Annotated in this window: 27 protein-coding genes; 13 read left to right on the plus strand and 14 right to left on the minus strand. The window is 60.9% G+C overall.

What is annotated here, in order from left to right; all coding sequences use genetic code 11:
- Positions 1–160: 160 nt before the first annotated feature.
- Positions 161–928: a DeoR/GlpR family DNA-binding transcription regulator gene (locus IV89_RS08760; RefSeq protein WP_037944287.1), complete on the plus strand. Its 768-nt coding sequence runs from the start codon at positions 161–163 to the stop codon at positions 926–928.
- A gap of 3 nt (positions 929–931) precedes the next feature.
- On the opposite strand, the gene IV89_RS08765 is transcribed toward IV89_RS08760, so the two are convergent.
- The 5 genes from IV89_RS08765 to IV89_RS08785 form a co-directional block, all read right to left on the minus strand.
- Positions 932–1,714 carry an amino acid ABC transporter ATP-binding protein gene (locus IV89_RS08765; RefSeq protein WP_037944286.1) on the minus strand — a complete coding sequence of 261 codons (783 nt, stop codon included), beginning with the start codon at positions 1,712–1,714 and terminating at the stop codon, positions 932–934.
- On the minus strand, positions 1,711–2,385 hold the full coding sequence (locus tag IV89_RS08770; protein ID WP_005853555.1) for an amino acid ABC transporter permease: 675 nt from the start codon (positions 2,383–2,385) through the stop codon (positions 1,711–1,713). The genes IV89_RS08765 and IV89_RS08770 overlap by 4 nt, the downstream gene beginning before the upstream one ends.
- Before the next feature lie 6 nt (positions 2,386–2,391).
- Positions 2,392–3,144 (minus strand): amino acid ABC transporter substrate-binding protein, encoded by a 753-nt coding sequence (locus IV89_RS08775; protein WP_005853554.1) that lies wholly within the window; start codon positions 3,142–3,144, stop codon positions 2,392–2,394.
- 321 nt (positions 3,145–3,465) lie between these two features.
- Positions 3,466–3,684 (minus strand): DUF1127 domain-containing protein, encoded by a 219-nt coding sequence (locus tag IV89_RS08780; protein ID WP_009824624.1) that lies wholly within the window; start codon positions 3,682–3,684, stop codon positions 3,466–3,468.
- Positions 3,685–3,767: 83 nt separating this feature from the next.
- Positions 3,768–3,935, minus strand: coding sequence for a hypothetical protein (locus tag IV89_RS08785; RefSeq protein WP_235183784.1), 168 nt, complete (start codon positions 3,933–3,935; stop codon positions 3,768–3,770).
- A gap of 377 nt (positions 3,936–4,312) precedes the next feature.
- On the opposite strand from IV89_RS08785, the gene IV89_RS08790 reads away from it, so the two are divergent.
- Positions 4,313–4,639, plus strand: coding sequence for a TfoX/Sxy family DNA transformation protein (locus IV89_RS08790; protein WP_037944285.1), 327 nt, complete (start codon positions 4,313–4,315; stop codon positions 4,637–4,639).
- A 93-nt stretch (positions 4,640–4,732) separates the two neighbouring features.
- The gene (locus IV89_RS08795) at positions 4,733–5,149 is read left to right on the plus strand and encodes a DUF4112 domain-containing protein (RefSeq protein WP_037944284.1); all 417 of its coding nucleotides are present in this window, start codon (positions 4,733–4,735) and stop codon (positions 5,147–5,149) included.
- A 91-nt stretch (positions 5,150–5,240) separates the two neighbouring features.
- Here the strand turns inward: IV89_RS08795 and ndk are convergent, their stop codons facing one another.
- On the minus strand, positions 5,241–5,663 hold the full coding sequence (ndk, locus tag IV89_RS08800) for a nucleoside-diphosphate kinase (protein WP_005853549.1): 423 nt from the start codon (positions 5,661–5,663) through the stop codon (positions 5,241–5,243).
- Between the two features lie 104 nt (positions 5,664–5,767).
- Here ndk and IV89_RS08805 point away from each other — a divergent pair, with 104 nt between their 5' ends.
- From IV89_RS08805 to IV89_RS08815, 3 genes are read left to right on the plus strand one after another with little or no spacing between them, the layout of a single operon-like run.
- Entirely contained in the window at positions 5,768–7,630 is a 1,863-nt protein-coding gene (locus IV89_RS08805) for an ABC-F family ATP-binding cassette domain-containing protein (protein ID WP_037945024.1), read from the plus strand.
- A gap of 53 nt (positions 7,631–7,683) precedes the next feature.
- Positions 7,684–8,319 (plus strand): MarC family protein, encoded by a 636-nt coding sequence (locus IV89_RS08810; RefSeq protein ID WP_009824621.1) that lies wholly within the window; start codon positions 7,684–7,686, stop codon positions 8,317–8,319.
- A 51-nt stretch (positions 8,320–8,370) separates the two neighbouring features.
- Positions 8,371–8,955 (plus strand): TIGR02281 family clan AA aspartic protease, encoded by a 585-nt coding sequence (locus tag IV89_RS08815; RefSeq protein ID WP_037944283.1) that lies wholly within the window; start codon positions 8,371–8,373, stop codon positions 8,953–8,955.
- Positions 8,956–8,972: 17 nt separating this feature from the next.
- On the opposite strand, the gene IV89_RS08820 is transcribed toward IV89_RS08815, so the two are convergent.
- Together IV89_RS08820 and IV89_RS08825 are read right to left on the minus strand one after the other, a co-directional pair.
- Positions 8,973–9,431, minus strand: a complete 459-nt coding sequence (locus tag IV89_RS08820) for a DNA polymerase III subunit chi (protein WP_009824619.1) — start codon at positions 9,429–9,431, stop codon at positions 8,973–8,975.
- A gap of 5 nt (positions 9,432–9,436) precedes the next feature.
- The gene (locus IV89_RS08825) at positions 9,437–10,909 is read right to left on the minus strand and encodes a leucyl aminopeptidase (protein WP_037944281.1); all 1,473 of its coding nucleotides are present in this window, start codon (positions 10,907–10,909) and stop codon (positions 9,437–9,439) included.
- 139 nt (positions 10,910–11,048) lie between these two features.
- Between IV89_RS08825 and lptF the strand changes: the two genes are divergently transcribed.
- The 6 genes from lptF to rsmA are packed head-to-tail and all read left to right on the plus strand — an operon-like array spanning position 11,049 to position 18,478.
- Positions 11,049–12,179 (plus strand): LPS export ABC transporter permease LptF, encoded by a 1,131-nt coding sequence (lptF, locus tag IV89_RS08830; protein ID WP_037944280.1) that lies wholly within the window; start codon positions 11,049–11,051, stop codon positions 12,177–12,179.
- Positions 12,176–13,273 carry an LPS export ABC transporter permease LptG gene (gene lptG / locus IV89_RS08835; protein ID WP_037944279.1) on the plus strand — a complete coding sequence of 366 codons (1,098 nt, stop codon included), beginning with the start codon at positions 12,176–12,178 and terminating at the stop codon, positions 13,271–13,273. The genes lptF and lptG overlap by 4 nt, the downstream gene beginning before the upstream one ends.
- A 1-nt stretch (position 13,274) precedes the next feature.
- Positions 13,275–15,389: an LPS assembly protein LptD gene (gene lptD / locus IV89_RS08840; protein WP_037944278.1), complete on the plus strand. Its 2,115-nt coding sequence runs from the start codon at positions 13,275–13,277 to the stop codon at positions 15,387–15,389.
- Between the two features lie 5 nt (positions 15,390–15,394).
- Positions 15,395–16,612 carry a peptidylprolyl isomerase gene (locus IV89_RS08845; RefSeq protein ID WP_037944277.1) on the plus strand — a complete coding sequence of 406 codons (1,218 nt, stop codon included), beginning with the start codon at positions 15,395–15,397 and terminating at the stop codon, positions 16,610–16,612.
- Positions 16,609–17,595 (plus strand): 4-hydroxythreonine-4-phosphate dehydrogenase PdxA, encoded by a 987-nt coding sequence (gene pdxA / locus IV89_RS08850; RefSeq protein ID WP_037944276.1) that lies wholly within the window; start codon positions 16,609–16,611, stop codon positions 17,593–17,595. Before IV89_RS08845 ends, pdxA begins: the two co-directional genes overlap by 4 nt.
- A gap of 40 nt (positions 17,596–17,635) precedes the next feature.
- Positions 17,636–18,478: a 16S rRNA (adenine(1518)-N(6)/adenine(1519)-N(6))-dimethyltransferase RsmA gene (gene rsmA, locus IV89_RS08855; protein ID WP_009824612.1), complete on the plus strand. Its 843-nt coding sequence runs from the start codon at positions 17,636–17,638 to the stop codon at positions 18,476–18,478.
- Between the two features lie 84 nt (positions 18,479–18,562).
- Here the strand turns inward: rsmA and IV89_RS08860 are convergent, their stop codons facing one another.
- From IV89_RS08860 to prfA, 3 genes are all read right to left on the minus strand, one after another.
- Positions 18,563–19,249, minus strand: coding sequence for a DUF4167 domain-containing protein (locus tag IV89_RS08860; RefSeq protein WP_037944275.1), 687 nt, complete (start codon positions 19,247–19,249; stop codon positions 18,563–18,565).
- 216 nt (positions 19,250–19,465) lie between these two features.
- The gene (prmC, locus tag IV89_RS08865; RefSeq protein WP_037944274.1) at positions 19,466–20,308 is read right to left on the minus strand and encodes a peptide chain release factor N(5)-glutamine methyltransferase; all 843 of its coding nucleotides are present in this window, start codon (positions 20,306–20,308) and stop codon (positions 19,466–19,468) included.
- Positions 20,305–21,360: a peptide chain release factor 1 gene (gene prfA / locus IV89_RS08870; RefSeq protein ID WP_037944273.1), complete on the minus strand. Its 1,056-nt coding sequence runs from the start codon at positions 21,358–21,360 to the stop codon at positions 20,305–20,307. Before prfA ends, prmC begins: the two co-directional genes overlap by 4 nt.
- Positions 21,361–21,422: 62 nt before the next feature.
- On the opposite strand from prfA, the gene IV89_RS08875 reads away from it, so the two are divergent.
- Positions 21,423–21,728 (plus strand): hypothetical protein, encoded by a 306-nt coding sequence (locus tag IV89_RS08875; RefSeq protein ID WP_081858789.1) that lies wholly within the window; start codon positions 21,423–21,425, stop codon positions 21,726–21,728.
- Here IV89_RS08875 and IV89_RS08880 read toward each other — a convergent pair.
- The 3 genes from IV89_RS08880 to IV89_RS08890 form a co-directional block, all read right to left on the minus strand.
- The gene (locus IV89_RS08880; protein WP_037944272.1) at positions 21,669–22,100 is read right to left on the minus strand and encodes a DUF1499 domain-containing protein; all 432 of its coding nucleotides are present in this window, start codon (positions 22,098–22,100) and stop codon (positions 21,669–21,671) included. The genes IV89_RS08875 and IV89_RS08880 overlap by 60 nt on opposite strands.
- 72 nt (positions 22,101–22,172) lie before the next feature.
- Positions 22,173–23,150, minus strand: coding sequence for an agmatinase (gene speB, locus IV89_RS08885; protein ID WP_037944271.1), 978 nt, complete (start codon positions 23,148–23,150; stop codon positions 22,173–22,175).
- Position 23,151: 1 nt separating this feature from the next.
- Positions 23,152–24,321, minus strand: a complete 1,170-nt coding sequence (locus IV89_RS08890) for a M20 aminoacylase family protein (RefSeq protein WP_037944270.1) — start codon at positions 24,319–24,321, stop codon at positions 23,152–23,154.
- Between the last annotated feature and the right edge of the window lie 49 nt (positions 24,322–24,370).

Here is a 24,370-nt window from a genome sequence, read left to right on the forward strand (position 1 = left end):
CTGAAAAGGTAGCTTTCGTACGAAAGCATTTCACGCTCGCCTTATTCCAATCTTACGCTACAGATTTATGACATTTCCGTAACAGATTTAATTATATTGCGCCGTGGACGGGGTCGCTCTAGGGTCCGGCTAACCTTGAGTTGTTTTCGAAGGAAAATAGATGGCGCGACCTACTCTTACCGACCGGCGCGACAGGATCATTGCGCTGCTGTCGCAGAACGACGCTTTGTCCCCTGCCGAACTATCGCAGCGTTTGGACGTTTCGGTGCAGACCATCCGCGCCGACCTGCGCGACCTTGACGACGCGGCACTGGTGCAGCGCCGCAAGGGAAAGGTGCAACTGCGCCAGCAAAGCGAGAATATCGGCTACCTGCCCCGCGAAACCATCGCGCGACAGGAAAAGCAGCGCATCGCCTTGGCGGTCAAGAACCTGATCCCCGATGGCGCACGGGTGGCGCTTGGGACGGGTACAACGGTCGAGCATTGCGCGCGGTTTCTGTCGTCGCACAAGGACCTATTCGTCGCGACCAATAGCATCCACGCGGTGTGCGCCCTGCAGAATGCCGCGGGCGTGATGGTGGAGCTGGCGGGCGGCAACGTACGGATGCGCGATCTGGATCTGATCGGCGCTGCAGCGCTGGCGTTTTTCGCGGGTTACCGCATGGATTACGCGGTGTTCAGCTGTGGCGGGCTGTCGGGGTCGGGCGCGGTGATGGACTATAACTCGGACGAGGTGCTGGCGCGCAAGGCGATTGCGGGCTGCGCCAAGACAACGATCCTGGTGGCCGATCAGGGCAAGGCGGAGTTGGACCTTGCCTGCCAGCACGGGGAGATCTGGGCCTATGACTACCTTGTCACAGGGGCCGCGCTGTCGCCCGATCTGCTGTCCCGCGCCGCCGCCCATGGGTGCACGGTGATCAAGGTCTAGTCCCTATCCCGTGACACGCCGCAAGAAGGATTGGGTGCGCGGGTCTTTGGGCGCATCAAGCAGTTCCGCCGGTGGGCCCTGTTCGACAATCCGCCCCTCGTCCATAAAGACGATCCGATCCGCAATCTCGCGCGCGAACTGGATCTCGTGGGTCACGATCAGCATGGTCTGTCGTTTCTCGGCCACGCGCCGCATGAGGTCGAGCACCTCTCCCACCCATTCGGGGTCCAGCGCCGAGGTCGGTTCGTCAAACAGCATCAGATCCGCATCCAGCGCCATCGCACGGCCGATGCCCACCCGTTGCTGCTGGCCGCCCGACAGTGCAGCGGGGTAGCTGTCGGCTTTCTCGAACAGACCGGTTTCGCGCAGCGTCGCATCGGCACGGGCGTTGGCCTCGGCCTTGCTATAGCCCTGAACGGTAATCAGCGCCTGAGTGATATTCTCGCGCGCGGTTTTGTTGGCAAACAGCGCGTAGTTCTGGAACACGAAGGACGTGCGCCGCCGCAGCGCCAGAATATCGGCGCGTTTCGCCGTAGCTGCATCGACAGACATATCGCCAATGCGGATGATGCCCGCGTCGGGCGCGTCGAGAAAGTTCAGGCAGCGCAGCAAGGTGGACTTCCCCGTGCCCGACGGCCCGATGATCACCACCCGTTCGCCTTGGGCAATATCAAGCGAGATATCTTTCAGCACGGCGGTGCTGCCAAAGGATTTGGTCAGGCCGGATATGGTGATCCCGTCATTCGTCGCCCTGCCCGTCTCTGGAATGCTTTGTGTATTGGTCATCGCGCATGTGCCTTGTTCAGATAGACCTCTAGGTGACGCTGTGCGAAGGCCAATGTCTCGACCATGACCCAATAGATCGCGGCGACGACGAGAAAGGCTTCGAAGTAGAGGAAGCTGCCCGCCGCCTCTTTCTGGGTCGCCCCCATCAGTTCGGTCACGCCAAGGGTAAAGGCCAGCGAGGTGCCTTTGATCATATCGATAAAGTAGTTCACCAAAGTCGGTGCCGCGACCCGCGAGGCCTGAGGCAGAATAATCTGGCGCATCATCTGGCCTTGGGTCATGCCAACAGCCTGCGCGGCCTCCCACTGGCTGCGGTCCACACCCAGAATGGCGGCGCGGATGCTTTCCGCCATATAGGCCGAGAAATGCAGCGTCAGCCCCATGATGGTCGCGGTGACGCCGTCGATCTTGCCCAGAAAGCTCAGGACTTGCGGCAGGCCGTAGTAGAACAGGAACAACTGCACCAACAACGGCGTGCCGCGAAAGAAGCTGATGAACAGCCGCACAAAAACGTCGAGGACCGGAACCCGAAACACCCGTTCAACGGCGAGCACAGAGGCCAGCACCAATGCGCAGACCATGCCCACAAACGCCATGAACAGCGTCAGCGGGACATAGCCCAGCAACACGGGCAGCAAGCCCCACATATATTCGAAATCCAGTCCCCGCATCTTGTGTTACTCGGCTGTTGTGATGTCAGAGCCGAACCATTTTTCCGAAATCTCGGTCAGGGTGCCGTCTTCTTTCAGCTTGGTGATCGCGGCGTCGAACCGGTCACGCAGGGCCTGACCTTCGTCATCGTTGCGGAAGGGCAGCGCGTTGCGGATCTCGCTAAAGGGTTTGCCCGCAAGCGCCAGCGGCAGCGGGCTTTCCGCGATCAGCTGGGCCGAGGAAACGCGGTCCATCACAAAGGCATCCACGCGACCAAGGGCCGTGTCTTGCGCAATGTTGCTTTCATAGGTGCGAATGTCGATCTCGCCCGCGTTCGGCAGTTCGTTCAGCAGTTCCTCGAAGTTGGAGCCGAGGTTGACCGCAACGGTCTTCCCGCTCAGATCCTCGACACTGCCGATGGTGTCTTCGTTGCCCTCTTTCACCACGACCTGCGCCCCGTCAAAGACATAGGGCTGCGAAAAGGCGAATTTCGCCTCGCGTTCGGGGGTGATGGTGATCTGGTTGGCGATCGTGTCGATGCGGCCAGATTCCAGCGCGCCGATCAGGCCGGAAAAGGACATGGTGACAAAATTCACCTCGTCGCCGGTTTCCTTGGCGACGGCGTTGATGAAATCGACCTCGAACCCTTGAAGCTCGTCAAGCTTTACGAAGGTAAAGGGAAAGTACCCGCCCGACATGCCGACATTCAGCGTCTCTGCCTGAGCAGCACTGACGCCGGTAGCAAGGGCGATTGCGGTGAGTGTGGCGTGTTTGATCATGATATTCTCCGTTACGTCTAAGGGGGAGGTAACATGACGCAGCCGCGCTTCAATGGCGCAGCGTCAAGCAAGTCCGCGGTGGTTTCATTCATCCTTGGTCAGGAATATAATTCTGGCAAGGGCTTTGATCGCGAAACGCTGTTTCGGGGGCCGCAGCGGCGGAAGGGGCTTTGGGGGAAGAAATCAAGCGAATTAGCGCGCATTTGGGGGAATCACCAGCGCCGGATTGCACCGCATAAGCATCTGATCAGACAAAATAAAACCGCCGCAAAGTGGGAGGACTTTGCGGCGGGGAAATTCTTGTGGCTTTTGGCGTCGTGGTTAGCGCAGGGCAACCGCTTGCGAAGCAATATGGCGGATCTCGCCACGTGCAACACCGATATCTGCCAGATCCCGGTCATTCATCGCCGACAGCTCGCGGAAGGTCTGGCGTTTGGCGCGTTGGTCAGCGCTGTAGGCACGGAATGCATCAAGCGACTGGCGCAGCTTGGGCATCAGACCCGCAACAGGTGCGGCGGTATATGTGGATGTATAGCTCATTTCTTATTCTCTCTTTCACGTCTATGCGGCGGCCTATCCACCGCATTCGGTTTGGTATGTTCCGTCAGCGAAGCGCTGGCGGTTTAGGCTGCTGCCGTGCCGCGGGGTGCGGTGCGGAACAGGCCGGTAAACTTGCGCGATGCTTTGGCAACAGCGGCAGAGATATAGGCACTGCGCAGCGCGTTGGCTTCGGCAAGAAGACGGTCGACTTCGACCGGAGTGGCGGTTTTGTATGTAGCTTCGGTTTTCATTTTCCAGCTTTCCATTTCAGGGCTTCAATGCCCGTGACCGTCATATGTGCGCGGTGCAGCAAAGGTGCAAACCATAGTGGATATGCGGAAAATGCATGGCTTAAATGGCACAGTTTCGCCCCAAAACCGCCCATATCCGGCCCTTAAACCGGCAGTTTTCGACTTCACCGTGAACGAAAGGGCCGCCCGAACGTTGGTAGCCCCTGAAACGGAGAGACCAACACAAGCCGGAGAAGACCCATGACCAAGCAATCGCCGCAGCCGCAACAATCCGCCCCACCCAAACCCGCGCCGGAAAAACCCCAGCCGGTGATATTTACGGATTACGCCAGCATCTGAAAGTGACAGGCGGCAAGCTGCGGTATAAACAGCCCGGTATGACTGACCCTGTTTCTTCCATCCGCAATCTTGGCCCCGCGTTCGAGGAAAGCTGCGCCCGTGCTGGCATCCACTCTGCGCAAGAGCTGCGCGATCTTGGTGCCGATGCAGCCTATGAGAGATTGCTGCAAAATGGTCAGCGCCCCCACTTCATCGGGTACTATGTTCTGGTGATGGGGCTTCAGGGGCGCCCGTGGAACGACTGTAAGGGGGATGAAATGAAAGCCCTGCGGGTCAAGTTCGACGCAATCAAGGCCCGTGCCCATGATACCGGACGCTCTGAATTCGAACGCATGATGAACCTGATCGGTGTGCGCGAGGCGTAACGCGTCCCTGCGACACCTGAAGGCGGCAGCGGAACGGGACTGCGCCCGTAAGCGTTGGGTCGCAAACGTAGCCCCAACAGGATACCCTTCCCCATGCCACATACCCCCGATATTCAACACGACCTTGACCGGCTGCGTGGCCTTGCCCGTACGATGGATAGCGCCCTACGGGTGCCTGTTCTGGGCGTTCGGCTGGGCTGGGACAGCATCCTTGGCCTGATACCCAGCGTTGGCGACGTTCTGGCTTTGGCACCGGCGGGCTATATCTTGAAGGAAGCGCATCGCATGGGCGCAAGCCGCTCGGTCCTTGCGCGTATGGGGGCGAATGTGGGCATCGACCTTGCGATCGGTGCGATCCCCCTGATCGGTGACATCTTTGACGTGGGCTGGAAGGCAAACATCCGCAACGTCGATCTGTTGCACCGTCATCTTGAACAAACGGCACCGATGAAAACCGTGAGCCCTGTGGACGGTGAACTGTCGTCACACCATCCGACCCTTAAAGGCTGAACAGGTCGGTCGCCGCTATGTGATCCCCGTTGCATGAAAAAAGGGCCGCAGTTGCCTGCGACCCCTTTCATCTGTCCAAACCTGTGAAGGCTTAGCCAACCAGTTCCAGACCGGAGAAGAAATACGCGATTTCGACGGCGGCTGTTTCAGGCGCGTCAGACCCGTGAACGGAGTTTTCGCCAACAGATTCGGCGAATTCTGCGCGGATCGTGCCTTCGGCTGCGTCTGCTGGGTTGGTTGCGCCCATCACTTCGCGGTTTTTCGCGATGGCACCTTCGCCTTCGAGAACCTGAACAACAACAGGCTCGGACGCCATGAATTCACACAGTTCGTCATAGAAAGGACGTTCGGCGTGTACGGCATAGAAAACGCCGGCTTGTGCCTTTGTCATGTGAATACGCTTTTGTGCGACGATGCGCAGGCCGGCTTCTTCGAATTTGGCGTTGATTTTGCCGGTCAGGTTGCGGCGCGTTGCGTCTGGTTTGATGATCGAGAATGTGCGCTCAAGGGCCATGATAGCTCTCCTAGGTGGGGTTGATTTGGCCGCTCCCTAGCATGGGTCATGCCCCGTGAAAAGCCGCGATTGACGCGGGGCCAGACATGGTTCACACCGCGTCCATGTTAAGCATTTCAGAAATCAACTATTCCGTCGAAGGCCGTCCCTTGTTCGAGGAAGCCAGCGCGGTCATCCCCGAAGGCCACAAAGTGGGTCTGGTCGGACAAAACGGTGCGGGTAAAACCACACTGTTCAAAATCATTCGCGGAGAGCTGTCGCTGGACGCGGGCGACATCAGCCTGCCCTCGCGCGCCAAGATCGGGGGCATCGCCCAAGAGGTCCCGTCCTCTGACGTGTCGCTGATCGATACGGTGCTGGCCGCCGATGTCGAACGCGCCGCCTTGATGCACGAGGCAGAGACAACGGATGATCCCGCGCGCATCGCCGAGGTGCAGACCCGCCTTGCTGATATCGACGCCTGGTCCGCCGAAGGCCGTGCCGCCGCGATCCTCAAGGGGCTCGGCTTTGATGACCATGATCAGCAGCAGCCCTGTTCGGCCTATTCGGGCGGTTGGCGGATGCGCGTGGCGCTGGCGGGCGTTCTGTTCGCGCAGCCGGATTTGCTGCTGTTGGATGAACCGACCAACTACCTTGATCTTGAAGGCGCGTTGTGGCTGGAAAACTACCTGTCGAAATACCCGCATACGGTGATCATCATCAGCCACGACCGTGGTCTGTTGAACCGTGCCGTCGGTGGTATCCTGCACCTCGAAGACCGTAAGCTCACGTATTATCAAGGTAATTACGACCAATTCGCGAAAATGCGGGCCGAAAAGCGCGCGCAGCTGACAGCGCAGGCGAAAAAGCAGCAAGCGCATAAGGCGCATATGCAGGCCTTTGTGGACCGCTTTAAGGCCAAGGCGTCCAAGGCGAAACAGGCGCAGTCGCGGATGAAGGCCATCGAGAAGATGGTGACAATCACGCCGCCGGAGGAAGCCGCGCGCAAGGTCTTTACCTTCCCGCAGCCCGATGAGCTTTCGCCACCCATCATCAGTATCGAAGGCGGATCGACCGGCTATACCGAGGGCCAGCCCGTCCTGTCGCGCCTGAACCTGCGGATCGACCAAGACGACCGCATCGCGCTGTTGGGCAAAAACGGTCAGGGTAAATCTACCCTGTCAAAGCTGCTCTCCAACCGTTTGGTGTTGTTCGAGGGCAAGGCGATCAACTCCAGCAAGCTGCGCATCGGGTTCTTTGCACAGCATCAGGTGGATGAATTGATCGTCCATGAAACGCCGCTGCAGCATATGATCAGCGCGCGCCCCGGTGTGATGCAATCCAAGCTGCGCGCACAGCTGGCGGGGTTCGGTCTGGGGCCGGATCAGGCCGATACAGAAGTGGGGCGTTTGTCGGGGGGGCAAAAGGCGCGTCTGTCACTGCTGCTCGCCACATTGGACGCACCGCATCTGCTGATCCTCGATGAGCCGACCAACCACCTTGATATCGAATCGCGCGAAGCGCTGGTCGAGGCGTTGACGCGCTATTCCGGTGCTGTGATCCTTGTCAGCCACGATATGCACCTTTTGTCGATGGTCGCGGACCGTCTGTGGCTGGTGTCGAACGGCACGGTCAAACCCTATGAGGATGACCTCGAAGCCTATCGCAAGATGCTGTTGACCGTGGAAAAGCCCGTCAGCAAGAACCCCAAACCGGTCAAGGAAGCGCCAAAACCCAAACGCGCCAACCGCGAAGACATCCTTGCCCTGCGTGCCGAAGTGCGCACGGCCGAGGCGCGGGTGACCAAGATCAACGACATGCGCGACAAGCTTGCGAAAAAGCTCGCGGACCCTGCCCTTTACGAAAAGGACAAAGTCGGCGAACTTGAGGTCTGGAACAAGAAATACGCCGAAGTCATGGCCGCGCTTGAACGGGCGGAAGCGATCTGGATGGGCGCGTTGGAAAAACTGGAAACCGCGTCGGCGTAATGCCAGCGCGGCGCAAGGGATAAGGACGGGGCTGGCCCCGGTGACGTTTTATGATGGCACTTGATCTGGCATTCATGATCACCGCGTTCGCGACAATGATCGTGATCATTGACCCCTTTGCGATCGGCCCGATGTTTCTGGCCCTGACCCCCGGCATGACCCCGCGCCAGCGCCGGTTGATTGCGTGGCGGTCTGTGGTCATCGCGGGGCTGCTGCTGCTGGTCTTTGCCGCGTTTGGCGAGGCTGTGCTTGGCTTTATCGGGATCTCCATGCCCGCCTTCCGTGTCGCGGGGGGCGTGCTGCTGTTTCTGACCGCGCTTGATATGTTGTTCGACCGCCGCACAAAACGCCGCGAAGGCCATGCCGAGGCGGATGACGATCACGACGACCCATCGGTATTTCCGCTGGCCATTCCCTTGATCGCGGGCCCCGGCTCTATCGCGTCGGTGATCCTGCTGACGGGCGAGAAACCGGGCCTTGAAGGGCTGGTGACCGTCGTCGCGATCACTTTTGCCGTCCTGATCATCATGGGCATCACGATGCAGGCCAGCGGCTACCTTGAAAACGCTTTGGGCAAGGTCGGGATCAATGTGATCACGCGGCTTTTGGGTATGCTGCTTGCCGCGCTGTCGGTGCAATTTGTGCTCGACGGGCTTAGCGCTTTCGGTTTCGGGCCGGGTCCGGGCTGACTTTTCCACGCCCTGCCCCCATATCTTTGGAAGATTGCCAAAGGATATACGATGCCGGACATTGAAACAGGACGTTTGATCTATCTGATCGTGCTCATGGCGATGGTCGCGGGCTGGTTCTTCATGCAAAGCCGTCAGGGCTGGAACAAGACGCTGCAACAGGTCGCGGTCTGGGCCATGATCTTTACCGGTGTCGCCGCGGGCTATGGCCTGTGGGAGGATATCAACCGACAAGGCGACATCCCGCGCCAAGCCTATGAGGCCAGCACCGGCAGCGTCACCCTGCCACGCGCCCGCGACGGGCATTATTATCTGACGGCGACGATCAATGGCACGCCGCTCCGCTTTGTGGTGGACACCGGCGCGACGGATATGGTGCTGACCCGCGCGGATGCCGAAGCCGCAGGGCTTTCGCCCGATAGCCTGAACTATCTGGGCCGTGCCAGCACCGCCAACGGCGAAGTGCGCACCGCCTATGTGCGGCTGGACGAGGTTGAACTGGGCGGGGTGCGCGATACCGATGTGCCCGCGGTCGTGAACGAAGGCGAGATGCGGCAATCCTTGCTTGGGATGGGCTATCTGCAACGCTGGGGCCGGATCGAGATCACCAACGGAGAGTTGATCCTCACCCGGTAAAGCGTGGCGTAACGCCCTCAGGTCTCTGCCTTTTTCTCCCACCGGCCCGATTCCTCGGACCAGTATTGCGCAGAGGCTCCTGCGGCTTTCAGCGATTTCCACTGGTCCCGCGCGACGTTCAAGGCGTGGTCGTCCAGCCCGTCGAACAGGATGCACACCCGATCCAAGGCCGCGACTTCCTGTGCCGACACAGCCGCGCCATGGATCGAGAACACGCAGCTTGCGTTATTCGGCGCGTGGGTGTCCGTGGTCAGCAACACCGGCTGTTCGGCATCATGGGGGCCACCGGCCAGTCCATGGGGCAGAAAGCCATCCTCGGGCCCGCGCCACAGGGCGACGTCAAGCTGTTCCAGCAAGGATTGATCGGTGCCGCGTACCGCCACACGCCAGCCCGCGCCTTGGGCCTTGCCCAAAAGCATGGTCAGCGTTTCGACCAGCGGTCGCTGGGTCAGATGGTAGAAATACGCGGCACCCATCAGGTTTACTCTGTCTCGTAGAAGTTTGAAATCAATCGGTTCAACGCGGCAACGCCCCAGCCCGTGGCCCCGACGGGCGCCAGCGCCGTCTCGGATTTGACGGAGGCCACACCGGCGATATCAAGGTGAATCCAAGGCGTGCCGTCCTTGATGAACCGTTGCAGGAATTGCGCCGCCGTGATCGACCCGGCAGGCCGCCCGCCGATGTTTTTCATGTCGGCGATGCGGCTTTTCAGCAGCTTGTCATACCCCGCGCCCAAGGGCATCCGCCATGCGCCTTCGCCCTCGGTTTGCGCAGCCTTGAGGAAGGCGTTGCACAGCGTATCGTCGTTCGAGAAAACCCCCGCATTGTCATGACCCAGGCCGATGATAATCGCGCCGGTCAGCGTCGCCAAATCGATCACGCCCGCGGGGTTGAACCGTTCTTGCGCATACCAGAGCACATCACAAAGCACCAAACGGCCTTCGGCGTCGGTATTGATCACCTCGACCGTGTCGCCCTTCATCGTCTTGATCACGTCACCGGGGCGGGTTGCCGTGCTGGATGGCATGTTCTCTACGATGCCGACCAGCCCGACGACATTGGCCTTGGCCTTACGCAGGGCAAGACTGCGCATCACGCCCGAGACAACGCCCGCGCCGCCCATATCCATGGTCATGTCTTCCATGCCCGCTCCCGGTTTCAGGCTGATACCGCCGGTGTCGAACACTACGCCCTTGCCGACCAACGCCAGCGGGGCCGCATCTTTCTCGCCGCCGTTCCATTTCATCACCACGACGTAGGACGGGCTGGCCGACCCCTGCCCGACGCTGAGCAAGGTGCGCATCCCCAGCTCTTCCAGCTTGGCTTCGTCCAGCACTTCGACCTCAAGGCCGATTGACTCCATTTCGGCCAGACGGTCGGCGAATTCGGTGGTGGTCAGGATATTCGCGGGCTCGTTCGTCAGGTCGCGGGTCATAAAGGCACCGTCGGCGATGGCCAGCAGGGGGGCAGCGGCGGCTTCGACCTCTTCGGGTTTGGAATTCATGATCACGACCTGCCCCTTGCGTGGCTTGCCGTTGCTTTTGCGATCCTCGAACGTGTAGTCGCGCATGGCCAGTCCAAAGCAAAGCTCGGCCGCTTTGCGCAAACCGCCCGTCAACACCAGCAGATCCGCATCGCCGCGCCGTTTCGCAAGCGCCGCACCGGCTGCGCGCAGGGCTTCCTGATCGGCGTTATTCGCCAATTGCACCACATCCACGGCTTCGGCCGCCATGCCGGTGGGAAAACCGAGGCTGACCGCATCGCCCGCTGACAATTTCGTGAAGCTGTCGCTGGCCACCAGACGTTCCAGCGCGCCCTTGGTCAGCTTGTTGATGCGCCGCGCGGAGGGGTTGAGCTTGCCATCCGCGCCCACAGTCACAGCCACACGGCCCGTGTGACCTGCGATCTGGTCAATATCGGTTTCGGTAAATGTCATTGGCGTCAATGCGGTCATCAGGTGAACCCCTTTTGTCTGAATTTCGCTTAGACGTATCCTGCGTGCGCCGTTAAGGCCAGATAGCAGTTTTCGTGGGCGGAAATTTACTTTATCGTCGGGCGAAAGTTCACCCGTGTTGATACCCAAGGGATGCAGATTGGCCAAGTTCGACCGCTATATGTTGTCCCAGTTCCTGATTTTGTTCAGTTTCTTTGCGTTGATCCTGGTGGCGATTTTCTGGATCAACCGCGCCGTGGTGCTGTTTGACCGGCTGATTGGCGACGGCCAGACGGCACTGGTGTTCCTTGAATTTACCGTGCTGGGGCTGCCCAAGCTGATCACCACAGTCCTGCCGATCGCGACCTTTGCGGGATCGGTCTATGTGATCAACCGGATGACCAGCGAATCCGAGCTGACGGTGCTGCAGGCAACGGGCACCAGCCCTTGGCGTCTGGCGCGGCCCGTGTTCGTCTATGGCCTATGCGTCGCGATCATGATGTCGGTGCTGACCCATCTGCTGTTGCCCCTGTCCAACGGACAGCTGTCTGAACGCGAGGCCGAGATTTCGCAGAATGTCACCGCACGGCTGCTGACCGAAGGCACATTCCTGCATCCGACCTCTAAGGTCACGTTCTATACCCGCGTGATCGACGCCGACGGGGTGTTGCGTGATGTGTTCCTGTCGGACCGGCGCAACCCCGACGAAGGCGTGATCTATACCGCGTCCGAAGCCTATCTGATCCGCAATGGCGATGGTACGACGCTGATCATGGTCGATGGCATGGCGCAACGGCTTGAGATGGCCGGCAAACGCCTGTCGACCGCCAAGTTCCGCGATTTCTCGTTCGATATCTCGGCATTGGTGAGCAGCGACAAACCCCGCACCCAATCCATCGACGCCATGACCACGGCAGAGATGTTTGCCCAGTGGGATCAGCTTGAGACGGTCACCAAATCCAGCGCGGGCGAGATCGCAGAAGAGCTGACGGCGCGCTTTGCCTCGGCGGCGTTTTGTATGATCGCTGCGATGATCGGCTATGCGACACTGGTGCTCGGAGGGTTTTCGCGCTTCGGGGTCTGGCGCGAGATCGTGATCGCATTTGGTCTTCTCATCGCGATTGACGGGTTGCGCGGCACTTTGGTCGAAACGGTGCGCGACGACGCCAGCCGGTGGCCGCTGCTGTTCCTGCCCAGCCTGATTGGCGCTGTGATTGTGATCGGGATGATCTGGCAAACGGCCCATCCGGGCTGGACCAAACGGATGGGCAAGCAAAGGGGCGTCGCATGATCCTGCATCTCTATTTCGCGCGCCGCTTTATTATGGGGTTTATCCTCATTTCCGCTGTGCTGTTCTCTCTGCTCGTGTTGGTGGATATGGTCGATCAGGCGCGCCGGTTCAGCAGCTACGATATCGGCTGGCTGCGCCTCTTCGGGATGACGTTGTTAAACACGCCCGAAACCATGAACCTGATCCTGCCGCTGATCATGATCCTTGCGACCGTGGTGTTGTTTTTGTCGCTGGCACGCTCGTCAGAACTGGTGGTGACCCGTGCCGCCGGCCGGTCAGCGCTCAGCGCGTTGCAGGCCCCGATCTGGGTGGCGTTCATCATTGGCGTGATGGCTGTGGGCATGTTGAACCCCATCGTTGCGGCGACCGCGAAACGATACATTCAACTCAGCGACAGCATTCGCGCGGGCGGGACCTCTGTCCTGTCGGTCAGCGACGAAGGGCTGTGGCTGCGCCAAGGCAGTGACGAGGGGCAGACCGTGATCCGCGCATGGCGGTCAAACAAGGACGCCTCGGTGCTTTATGATGTCACATTCCTCAGCTACGCCCCCGAGGGCGGTCCCGCACGGCGGATCGAAGCGGACAGCGCCGCGCTGGAAGATGGCATCTGGACGCTAACCGATGCGAAGTCATGGCCGCTTGAAGTGGGGGTGAACGCCGAAGGCGCGGCAGAGACATTTGACACGCTCACCCTGCCCTCGACCCTGACGCTCGACCGTATCCGCGATAGTATCACCGATCCCGGTGCCGTCTCGATCTATGATCTGCCCGATTACATCAAGCAGCTTGAACTGGCAGGCTTCAGCCCGCGCCGCCACAAGGTCTGGCTGCAGACCGAACTGGCGCGCCCGTTCTTTCTGGTTGCGATGGTTCTGGTTGCGAGCGCGTTTACCATGCGCCATACGAGGTTCGGAGGCACGGGCGTCGCGGTGCTGGCCTCTGTTCTGATGGGGTTCGGCTTGTATTTTATTCGCAGTTTTGCGCAAATTCTGGGGGAGAACGGGCAGATTCCGGTTCTTCTTGCGGCTTGGGCACCGCCTGTCGCGTCCATTCTTCTGGCGCTTGGTCTTCTACTTCATTCAGAGGATGGCTGACATGCGCCGTTTGCTCCTGACCCTTCTTGTCGCCCTTGGTCTGCCCGCTGCCGCTCAAGACAGCGAACGCCCCGCCGTTCTGGTGGCCGATGACCTGTTCATCACCCGTGACCGGGAACTGGTCGCCCAAGGTAACGTAGAGGCGTTTCAAGGCACGACCCGCATCCGTGCCTCTGCGATCCGCTATAATGACGAAACCGGTGCCTTGGTGATCGAAGGGCCGATTGTGCTGAACGACGGTGATGGCACCGTCATTCTTGCTGATGCGGCAGAGCTGGATCAGGGGTTGCAGAACGGTCTGCTGCGCGGCGCACGTATGGTGCTGAACCAGCAGGTGCAGATGGCCGCCGTCCAGATCGACCGTGTCGAGGGGCGCTATAGCCAGCTGTACAAGACCGCCGTGACCTCATGCAAAACCTGCAATGACGGCGAGCTGCCCCTCTGGCAGATCCGCGCGCGCCGCGTGGTGCATGATACCGAGGCGCAGCAACTGTATTTCGATGATGCGACTTTTCATATCCGGTCGGTGCCGGTATTCTACCTGCCCCGTTTGCGGCTGCCCGACCCGACGCTGGACCGCGCGGACGGGTTTCTGGCCCCATCCATTCGCACCACGTCGCTGTTGGGCACGGGGCTGAAGCTGCCTTATTTCATCACCTTGGGCGAAAGTCGCGACCTGACGCTGACGCCCTATCTGTCGTCCTCGACCCGCACGCTTGAATTCCGCTATCGGCAGGCGTTCATCAATGGTGATATCGAGTTTGACGGGGCCTATACCCGCGATGACCAGCTGCCAGATGAGACCCGCGGCTATCTGTTCGGTGAAGGCAGCTTTGAGCTTGAGCGCGGCTACAAGCTGAGCTTCACGATCGAGGCCGTCAGCGACAGCTCTTACTTTACCGAATACGGCTATTCGGACGAGGACCGTTTGCGCAGTGACCTCACACTTTCACGCGCGCGGCGCGACAGCTTTGTGCGTACCAGCCTTTACAACTTCGAAACCCTGCGCCCAGGAGAGTTGAACAGCACCCTGCCCACAGTCGTGATCGACGGCGAATTCGAACGGCGCTTTTTCCCCAAGGCATGGGGGGGCGAGCTGCGGTTCGGGCTGGAGGCGCATAGCCATTGGCGATCTTCTGATGTGGATGTGATTGGCCGCGATGTATCGCGGATCAACGGGTCGCTTAAATATCTGCGTCGCTTCACCCATCGCTCCGGCTTGGTCACCGATGCGCAGGTCGGCACGACGTTCAATTTCTTTGACATCACCCAAGACGATACCTTTGCGCAGAACCACAGCGACATCGCGCCTTTCGCAGCGGTTGGTCTAAGCTACCCGATGGCACGCCGCGAGGCTGGTGGTGCGTCGCAGGTGCTGACGCCCGTAGTGCAGCTGGGGTGGACCGATGGCAGCAGGCTCGACATTCCGAACGAGGAAAGCACGCGCGTGGAATTCGATCAGGGCAACATCCTGTCGCTCTCGCGCTTTCCGCGCCCCGACCGGCGCGAACGCGGCACAACCGCGGCAGTGGCGGTGAACTGGTCGCGCTTTGACCCCAATGGCTGGGACACCTATGTCGCGGTCGGTCAGGTGTTCCGCAGCATCAGCGACCCTGCCTTTACCGATACGTCCGGCCTGTCTGGCGTGCGCTCTGACGTGCTGCTGGCGGGGCAGATCAAGAATAACGCCGGTCTTTCGCTGACCGCGCGGACCTTGGTCGACTCCGATTTCGACATCTCCAAGGCGGAACTGCGCGGCGGGTGGAGCTTTGGCAAAACCACCGTCGAAGGCACCTATGTCTGGCTTGAGGCGGATACTGCCGAAGACCGGACCGAAGCGATTTCCGAGGTGTCGCTTGACGGCAGCTACGACATCAACAAGCAATGGTCCGCCAGCGCCGACGTGCGTTATGACGTGCAAAACAGCACGGCGGCGACGGCTGGGCTTGGCCTGACCTACAATAATGAATGTGTGAGCGTCGACCTTTCGGTGCGCCGCCGCTATACCTCCTCAACAAGTGTTGAGCCCTCTACCGATATCGGGTTTAACATCGGCCTGCGGGGCTTCTCGGCCTCCAACGGAACAGAAAGATATGAGCGATCATGTGGGAAATAAGTAAGATGAACCTGAACCGTCTGACACGAAGCATCGCCGTCCTTGGGCTGGGTCTGATGACCGCCGCCCCCGTTTCGGCGCAGAACCTCTTTGCGCCCGTCGCCAAGGTGAATGAATCCGTTGTAACCGAATTCGAAGTCCAGCAGCGCCAGCGCTTTCTTGAAGTGTTGAACGCACCGGGTGCGACCCGCGAAGGGGCGCTGACCTCGCTGATCGACGAACGCCTGCGTAACGAGGCCGTGGCCGAAGCGGGCATCGAACTGACGCCGCAGGGTATCGAAGACAGCCTTGCCGAATTTGCCTCGCGCGCGGATCTGAGCACCGAAGAATTTACCCAGGCGCTTGGTCAATCCGGCGTCTCGCGCGAAACGTTTCGCGATTTTGTCGTAAACTCGGTCGGGTGGCGTGAACTGGTGCGTGCCCGCTATGCCAGCCGCGTGCAGATCACCGACGCTGAAATCAACCGCGCTTTGGGCGAAACACAAGGTAGCGGTGTGCGCGTGCTCGTGTCCGAGATCATCATTCCCGCTCCGCCTCAGCAAGCCGCACGGGTGAACGCGCTGGCCGAACAAATCTCGCAATCCAAATCAACGGCAGAGTTTTCGAACTACGCCAGCCGCTATTCCGCGACCGCCTCGCGCGGGCGTGGCGGGCGGCTGCCGTGGCAGAACCTGACGGACCTGCCGCCAAGCCTGCAGCCACTGATCCTGAACCTCGCCCCGGGCGAAGTTACCGACCCGTTGCCGATCCCCAACGCCGTGGCGCTGTTCCAACTGCGCGACATCGAGGAAACCAGCGTCGCCGCGCCGACCTATGCCGAGATTGAATACGCAGCCTATTACATCCCCGGTGGCCGCACAGAACCCGCGCTGGCTCAGGCGGCGCAGATCCGTGGCCGCATCGATACCTGCGATGACCTTTACGGCATCGCCAAAGGCCAGCCCGCCGAAGTGTTGGAGCGTGTGAAAAAAGCCCCTTCGGACATCCCGCAGGACGTGGCGATTGAACTGTCCAAGCTCGACACGGGCGAGGTTTCGACCACGCTGACCCGTGCCAATGGTCAGACGCTGATGCTGCTGATGATGTGTGGGCGTACCGCCGCCGCCAATGCCTCCGCCTCGCGCGAGGATGTGACCAATGCGCTGCGTCAGGAACGGCTGACCGGCTATGCCGAACAGCTGCTGGAGCAATTGCGGGCCGACGCGCGCATCGTTCGCAAATGACCCAAGCCAAGACGGGCTTGGCCGACAAGCCGGTTGTGATCTCTTGCGGCGAACCCTCTGGCATCGGGCCAGAGGTCGCCGCACGGGCCTGGGCGATGCTGGCAGGCGAAGTGCCGCTCGCCTGGATCGGTGATCCGCGCCACCTGCCCCAAGACATTCCCCATTGCATTATCGACAGCCCGTCGGACGCGCTTGCCGCGGGCAATGACGCTTTGCCCGTGCTGCGCCACGACTTTGCCGCCGGTGCGGTCGCGGGCAAGCCGGACCCCGCCAATGCGCAGGGGGTAATCGACGTGATCGCGCGCGGTGTTGACCTGGTGCGCAGCGGGGCCGCATCTGCGCTGACCACCGCGCCCATTCACAAAAAGGCGCTGAAAGACGGGGCCGGTTTCGCCTATCCGGGCCACACCGAGTACCTTGCCGCGCTGGCGGGGGGAAGCGATGTGGTGATGATGCTCGCCTCTGACCAACTGCGGGTGGTGCCGGCCACAATCCATATCGCGCTGGACCAGGTCCCCAATGTGCTGACCCCCGCCCATCTGCGCCGCGTGATAGAGATTACGGCGGCGGGGCTTCGCTCTCAATTCGGGATCAAGGTACCTAGAATAGCCATCGCAGGTCTGAACCCCCATGCGGGCGAAGGTGGGACAATGGGCCGTCAGGAAGTAGATTGGATGACGGCGCTGGTCACCCGGATGCAGGACGAAGGCTATGACCTGAGCGGCCCGCACCCTGCCGATACGATGTTCCACGCCGCCGCACGGGCGCGCTATGACGCGGCGATTGCCATGTATCATGATCAGGCGCTGATCCCGATCAAGACGCTGGATTTCGACCGCGGCGTCAATGTGACCCTCGGTCTGCCGTTCATCCGCACCTCGCCCGATCACGGCACCGCCTTTGACATCGCGGGTCAGGGCATCGCCAACCCCACCAGCATGGTCGAGGCGCTGCGCATGGCCTATCGCATGGCGCAATCATGACCCCGCGCCCCCAGAACCCTTCTGTTTCACAGGTCCAAGAATGAGCACAATCGACAACCTGCCGCCCCTGCGCGAGGTGATCAACACCCATGACCTGAAGGCGCGCAAATCGCTGGGCCAGAACTTTCTGCTCGACCTGAACCTCACTGCCAAGATCGCGCGACAAGCGGGTGATATGACCGAATGTGATGTGCTTGAAATCGGGCCGGGCCCCGGGGGGTTGACGCGCGGGTTGCTGTCCGAAGGCGCGCGCCGCGTGCTGGCGATCGAGAAAGACAAACGCTGCCTGCCCGCTTTGGCCGAGATCGCCGAGGCCTATCCCGACCGTCTGACGGTGATCGAAGGCGACGCCCTTGAAATCGACCCGCTGGCCCATCTGACCCCACCGATCCGTATCGCGGCGAACCTGCCCTATAACGTCGGGACAGAGCTGTTGGTGCGTTGGCTGACCCCGCAGGAATGGCCACCGTTCTGGCAAAGCCTGACGTTGATGTTCCAGCGCGAGGTGGCCGAGCGGATCGTGGCCAAGCCCGGCTCCAAGGCCTATGGCCGTCTGGCGCTGCTTGCACAGTGGCGGGCCGATGCGCGTATCGTGCTGAACCTCCCACCCGAGGCGTTTACCCCGCCGCCCAAAGTCTCCTCCGCTGTGGTGCATCTGACGGCCCTGCCCGAACCCCGCTTTCCGGCGGATCCTGATGTGTTGAACCGCGTTGTGGCGGCCGCCTTTAATCAGCGGCGCAAAATGCTGCGTTCTGCCCTCAAAGGAACCGCACCGGATATCGAGGATCGTTTGCGTGCGGCCGGATTGAAACCGACAGAGCGCGCCGAACAGGTGCCGCTGGAAGGCTTCTGCGCGCTGGCCCGCGAAATTGCCAAGGGCTAACGGCTAAGGTCACCACAACACACACACCGTCCGAAACGCAAAAGGCCCCGCAATCGCGGGGCCTTTGTTACGATGTCAAAGCGTTTACTCAGCCGCTTCGGGCTGGTCGCCACTGCTGTCCTTGGCCGGTTCGTTCGTCTCTGCCTTGGGGGCAGGTTTGCGGCGCGGCGCGCGTCGGGGCTTGGGCTTGTTCTCGGGCGTGTCCACCAGATTGTCCTCTGCCGCACTGCCGTCTTGCGTATCATCGCCATCCGACTTGGGCGCGCTGTCCGACTTGGGGGCGTTGTCATTCTGGTTGTTGTTGCTGCGGCTGCGGCGGCGCTTGGGGGCATCGCCCTTGGCGTTGTCCTGCTGGGACGCGTCGGATTTGTCGCCCGTATCTGCTTCCGTGGCAGGTTGATCCGCAGTGTTCTGACCGGCTTGAGCGGCTTCGCGTTCCTGACGCTCTACCCGCTCGCGGTCCCGCTCTGCCTGACGTTCGCGGTTCTCGCGTTCTTGCTGATCGCGACGCTGGTCAATCTCGCGTTGTGCTTCGGACAGCATCCGCAGGTAATGTTCGGCGTGCTGCTGGAAGTTCTCTGCCGCCACGCGGTCGTTGCTCAGCTGGGCATCACGCGCCAACTGGTTGTATTTCTCGATAATCTGCTGCGGCGTGCCGCGGACCTTACCTTCGGGGCCAGAACTGTCGAAAACGCGGTTAACGACGTTGCCACCTTGCGGCTGACGGTTGCGATTATTCTTGGACCGGGACCGTGATCTGGAAGATTTCATGTAATCAGTTCAGCCTTGTTATGCTGGGCTTCGGAATAAGCTGCCGGACGCAGTCGCGTCCCTGAAAAGCTAGCTTTACGCTCTGTTGGGCTTAACGCCGCGCGGGACCGCCCAAAAGGCATCCACCGCTGCAACATCCTTGAATAAGCACGGCAAATGATTTGGAGCAAGTGGAAATTGGCGAAAAACACCGCGAAATGACAAGTTTTGGCGTGTTTATGCTGGCGTATCGGCCCAAAGGACACGGTCGCGCCCGCCCAGATCGGGCAAGATGCGCACCCGGCCCCAACCGGCTGCCTCAAAGATCGCTTTCACATCGGCACCCTGTTGCCAGCCGATCTCTGCCAGAACGCGGCCTGTGGGCGTCAGATATCCCTGTGCCTGCGCCGCGATGATACGGTACACACTCAACCCGTCCTGCCCGTCGGTCAATGCCATCTCGGGTTCATGCAAGCGCAGTTCGGGCGAAACATCCGCCATCTCGCTTTGTGCCAGATATGGCGGGTTGGAGACGATCAGATCGAACCGTCCCTCGGCCGCGCTGAACCAATCCGATTGCTTGACCTCCGCGCGTGCCTGTACCCCGTGCAACACCGCATTGGCGCTGGCCTGCAGACAGGCAGCTTCGGACAGATCAAGGCCCAGGCCGCGTGCGTCTTGCTGTTCGGCCAGAAGCGTCACCAGAATACAGCCCGATCCGGTGCCCAGATCAAGCACCCGTTCAAAGGGCTCGGACAGCGCCAGTTCAATAAGGGATTCGGTCTCTGGCCGCGGGTCCAGCACATCGCGGCTGACCTTGAAGTCGCGCCCGTAAAACGCCCGCTGCCCTACCAGATGCGAGACCGGCACGCGCACCGCCCGCAAGGCGATCAGCTTTTCATACCGTTCGGCAATATCCGGCGCGATTTCCTCGGGCGCGATCAACGTCACCCGCGCCGCATCAACCGAGGCCGCATGCGCCAGCAAGATCCGCGCATCCCGTGCAGGGTCAGGCACGCCCGCTGCGCGCAATCGCGCTGTGGCGGCGACCATGGCTTGCGCGGCGGTTGGCGCGCTCACTGCCCCATCTCGGCCAGCAGCTGCGCCTGCGCATCCGCGGTCAGCGCATCGACAATCTCGTCCAGATCGCCCTGCATCACGGCTTCAAGCCGGTAGAGGGTGAGGTTGATCCGGTGGTCGGTCAGGCGCCCTTGCGGGAAGTTATAGGTCCGGATCCGTTCAGACCGGTCCCCAGACCCCACCTGCGCCGCACGGCTGGCCGATCGTTCACTGTCCACCCGCTGACGCTCCATATCATAAAGCCGTGCTTTCAGCACCTGCATCGCAATCTCGCGGTTGCGGTGCTGCGACTTCTCGGAAGACGTCACCACCAGCCCCGTCGGCAGGTGGGTGATGCGCACGGCAGAATCGGTGGTGTTGACGTGTTGCCCGCCCGCCCCTGAACTGCGCATCGTATCGATCCGCAGATCATTGGCGTCGATGTGAATATCCACATCCTCTGCCTCTGGCAGAACGGCGACAGTCGCGGCAGAGGTATGGATGCGCCCGCCGCTTTCGGTCGAGGGCACACGCTGCACGCGGTGCACACCGGATTCGTATTTCAGACGGGCAAAGACATTCTCGCCCTTGATATGGGCCACGACCTCTTTGACGCCGCCAAGCTCGGTGAACTGTTGTTCGATCAGCTCGACCTTCCAGCCCCGCGCCTCGGCATAGCGTTGATACATGCGCAGCAGATCGGCGGCGAAAAGCGCCGCCTCATCCCCGCCGGTCCCGGGGCGGATCTCCAGCATTGCAGGTTTCTTATCGGCCTCGTCCCGCGGCAGCAGCGCGAGCTGCAAATCAGCCTCCGCTTGCGGCAAGGCGGCCTTCAGGCGCGGCAGCTCTTCCTCGGCCAGCACCGCCATCTCGGGGTCTTTCAGCATGGCGCGGGCGTCGTCCATGTCTTGGAGCAACTGGCGATAGGCGTCGATCTGTTCGACCACGGGGCGCAGATCTGCGTATTCCTTGGCCAGCTTGGCAAAATCCGCCCCGTCAGAGCCAGCAGACATAGACGCCTCCAGAAACTGGAAACGTTGGGTGATTTGGGCAAGGCGGTCCATGGGGATCATACCGCTGGATGTCGCTGATGAAGCGGCTATGGTCAAGACCCAGCCTGTGCTATGATGCCCCTATGAAACGCATTTCGCTGGTTTTCAGTCTGATCTGCCTTGCCCCGTCGCTTGCGGCGGAGCCTGCGCCCTCGGGGCGCAAAACGGTGGAGTGCTATTGCACCGACCGCGACGGCCAGCGGGTCGAGCTGGGGCAAACGATCTGCCTCGACGTCAACGGTCGCCGCTTTGCCGCGCAATGCCAGATGTCGCTGAATGTGCCCATGTGGCGCGATATCGGCGAGGCCTGCCCCGGCCTCGCACAGCGCCTAGACCCCGGCTTGGGCCAGAACCCGCTTCAAACGCTTGGCGTTCACACCCATATCTGACCGGCCAAAGCGCAGCCGCCCATAGACCACCGCGCGGCTCTGATCCGCCCCGTCAACGGGGGTGACCGCGACGCTGGTGTAATCGGGAAAGCCCCAGAAGCCCGAGCGTGTGACATAAAGCGCCTGACCTGCTTTGTTTTCGATCCGCTGAGTGCGCGGCAATGACAACATCGCGTCGTCAAACCGGTTCAAGAACGCTGTGCCATCGCCTTCAACCTCGCGCACCGCCATAAAGCCCCCCTCCGACGGGTAATCGCCGGGGGCCTTGTCGACCGCGCCCAATTCCCAGCGGGCCGCGGGGGCGGGTGCAAGGCGGATGTACGCCTGCAAAGCGACGAAAATCGCCAGTGCGATCCAGAAAAATGCCATCATTATCTTTACCTTCATTTTGCCAAATAAACTCCCCGCGGAGCGTCCTGCCGTCGCAAACTGTGCCGCCAGTGGTTATGCGCGGGCTTTGGTCTGCCGCATATTCCACCCCAGCAAGCACAGGATCTCGGTCGCCACATGGGCGCCCGCGATCGCTGTCGCACCGGTCGTGTCAAAAGGCGGAGAGACTTCAACGATGTCGCCGCCCACGATGTTGATCCCCGCGAGATCCCGCATCATGATCGCCGCCTGCGCCGACGTAAGCCCGCCCCATACCGGCGTGCCTGTGCCCGGCGCAAAGGCCGGATCAAGCGCATCGATATCGAATGTAAGATAGCAAGGACGGTCGCCAAGTACTTGTTTTATTTTGGCAACGGCTGCCTGCGGCCCCTTCTCGTGGACCTCGCGCGCGTCGATGGTTGTCACGCCAAGCGTATCGGGGTTGGTCGTGCGGATGCCCACCTGAACCGAGGTTTTCGGATCTACGATGCCTGATTTCACCGCCTTGTAGAACATGGTGCCGTGGTCGATCCGGTCCATATCATCGTCGGGCCATGTATCCGAATGCGCATCGAACTGTAACAGACTGATAGGACCGTATTTTTCGGCATAGGCCTTGAGGATCGGGAAACTGATGTAGTGGTCTCCGCCCAGGGTCACACTTGCTGCACCTGCGTCCAGTATCCCTTTGATATGGCTAGTTAACGCGGCAGGAAACTGGCTTGTGTGACCATAGTCGAATGCCAGATCGCCATAGTCGGCGATGGCAAACTCGCTCAGCACGTCGAAATCCCAGCCATAGGGCGGGTCGTAGGGCTGCAAGGAAGACGCCTCGCGGATCGCACGCGGGCCCAGACGGGTGCCGGTACGGTTGGTTACGGCCTGATCAAAGGGCACGCCGGTCACGGCGATGTCCACGCCGCGCAGGTCTTTGGTATAGCGCCGCCGCAGAAAGGACGTGGCCCCGCCAAAGGCGTTCTCGAAGCTCGGCCCTTTTAGATCATCGCGGGTAAAGGCTTGATCAACCTGATTTTTCGCGTCTTCCAAACCCATGTTACTTGGCTCCTAATGGTTGGGCCCGCTCGACGATGCGGGCAAAAAAGGATGCACCCACGGGCGCGATCTCATCGTCGAAGTTATAGGCGGCGTGGTGCAGCCCTGCGGTATCACCCTGCCCGATGAACAAATAGGCACCGGGGCGTTTTTCCAGCATATAGCTGAAATCCTCGGCCCCCATCTCTCGGCCATTATCGGCAATCACGCGGTCCTCGCCCGCAATCTCGGAGGCAACGGCGGCGGCAAATCCGGCCTCTTCCGGGGTGTTCACCGTGGCGGGATAGCCCTTTTCATACTCAAGTGTCGCGCTGACATCATAGCTGGTGGCCTGCCCGGCGACGATCTGCTCCATCCGGCGGATCACCATGGCCTGCACCTCTTTGTCAAAGCTGCGTACAGTGCCGTTGATATAGGCCGTTTCGGGGATCACGTTGTCGGTGGTGCCCGTGTGGATCTGTGTGACCGAGACGACAAGATCATCCTGCGCATAGTGGTTGCGGCTGACGATGGTCTGCAATGCCGTCGCAATGCCACAGGCGGCAACGACCGGATCGCGGGTCAGATGCGGTGTGGCACCATGACCTCCCAAGCCCTTGATGTGGATGTGAAACTCATCGACCGCCGCCATCATCGCGCCGGGGGATGTGTAAAAGCCCCCTTTCTCGAAGCCGGGCGCATTGTGCAGCGCATAGACCTGGCCGATGTCGAAGCGATCAAGGATCCCTTCCTCGACCATCACCTCGGCCCCGCCGCCGGTTTCTTCAGCGGGTTGGAAGATCAGCGCTACGCGGCCCGCGAAATTGCGCGTCGCCGCCAGATATTTCGCCGCCCCCAGCAGCATCGTTGTATGCCCGTCGTGCCCGCAGGCGTGCATCTTGCCTGCGTGGGTGCTGGCATAGTCCAGCCCGGTTTCCTCGGGGATCGGCAGCGCATCCATATCGGCGCGCAGCCCGATGGTCGGCCCCTCGGCCTGACCGTTGATAATGGCGACGATGCCCGTGGTGGCAAAGCCTTCGTGCAGCTCATCCACGCCGAATTCGCGCAGACGTTCAGCCACGAAAGCCGCGGTCTTGAAGCAGTCGTTCCCCAGTTCCGGGATCGTGTGCAGATATCTGCGCCATTCTGTCATCTGGGGGGCATAATCCGCGATACGGTTCACGACGGGCATTACTGGACTCCTGTGGGGATGTTGGTCAGGTTGCATCTGACATCAGACA

Source organism: Sulfitobacter sp. CB2047 (assembly GCF_000735125.2).
Lineage (GTDB): Bacteria > Pseudomonadota > Alphaproteobacteria > Rhodobacterales > Rhodobacteraceae > Sulfitobacter > Sulfitobacter pontiacus.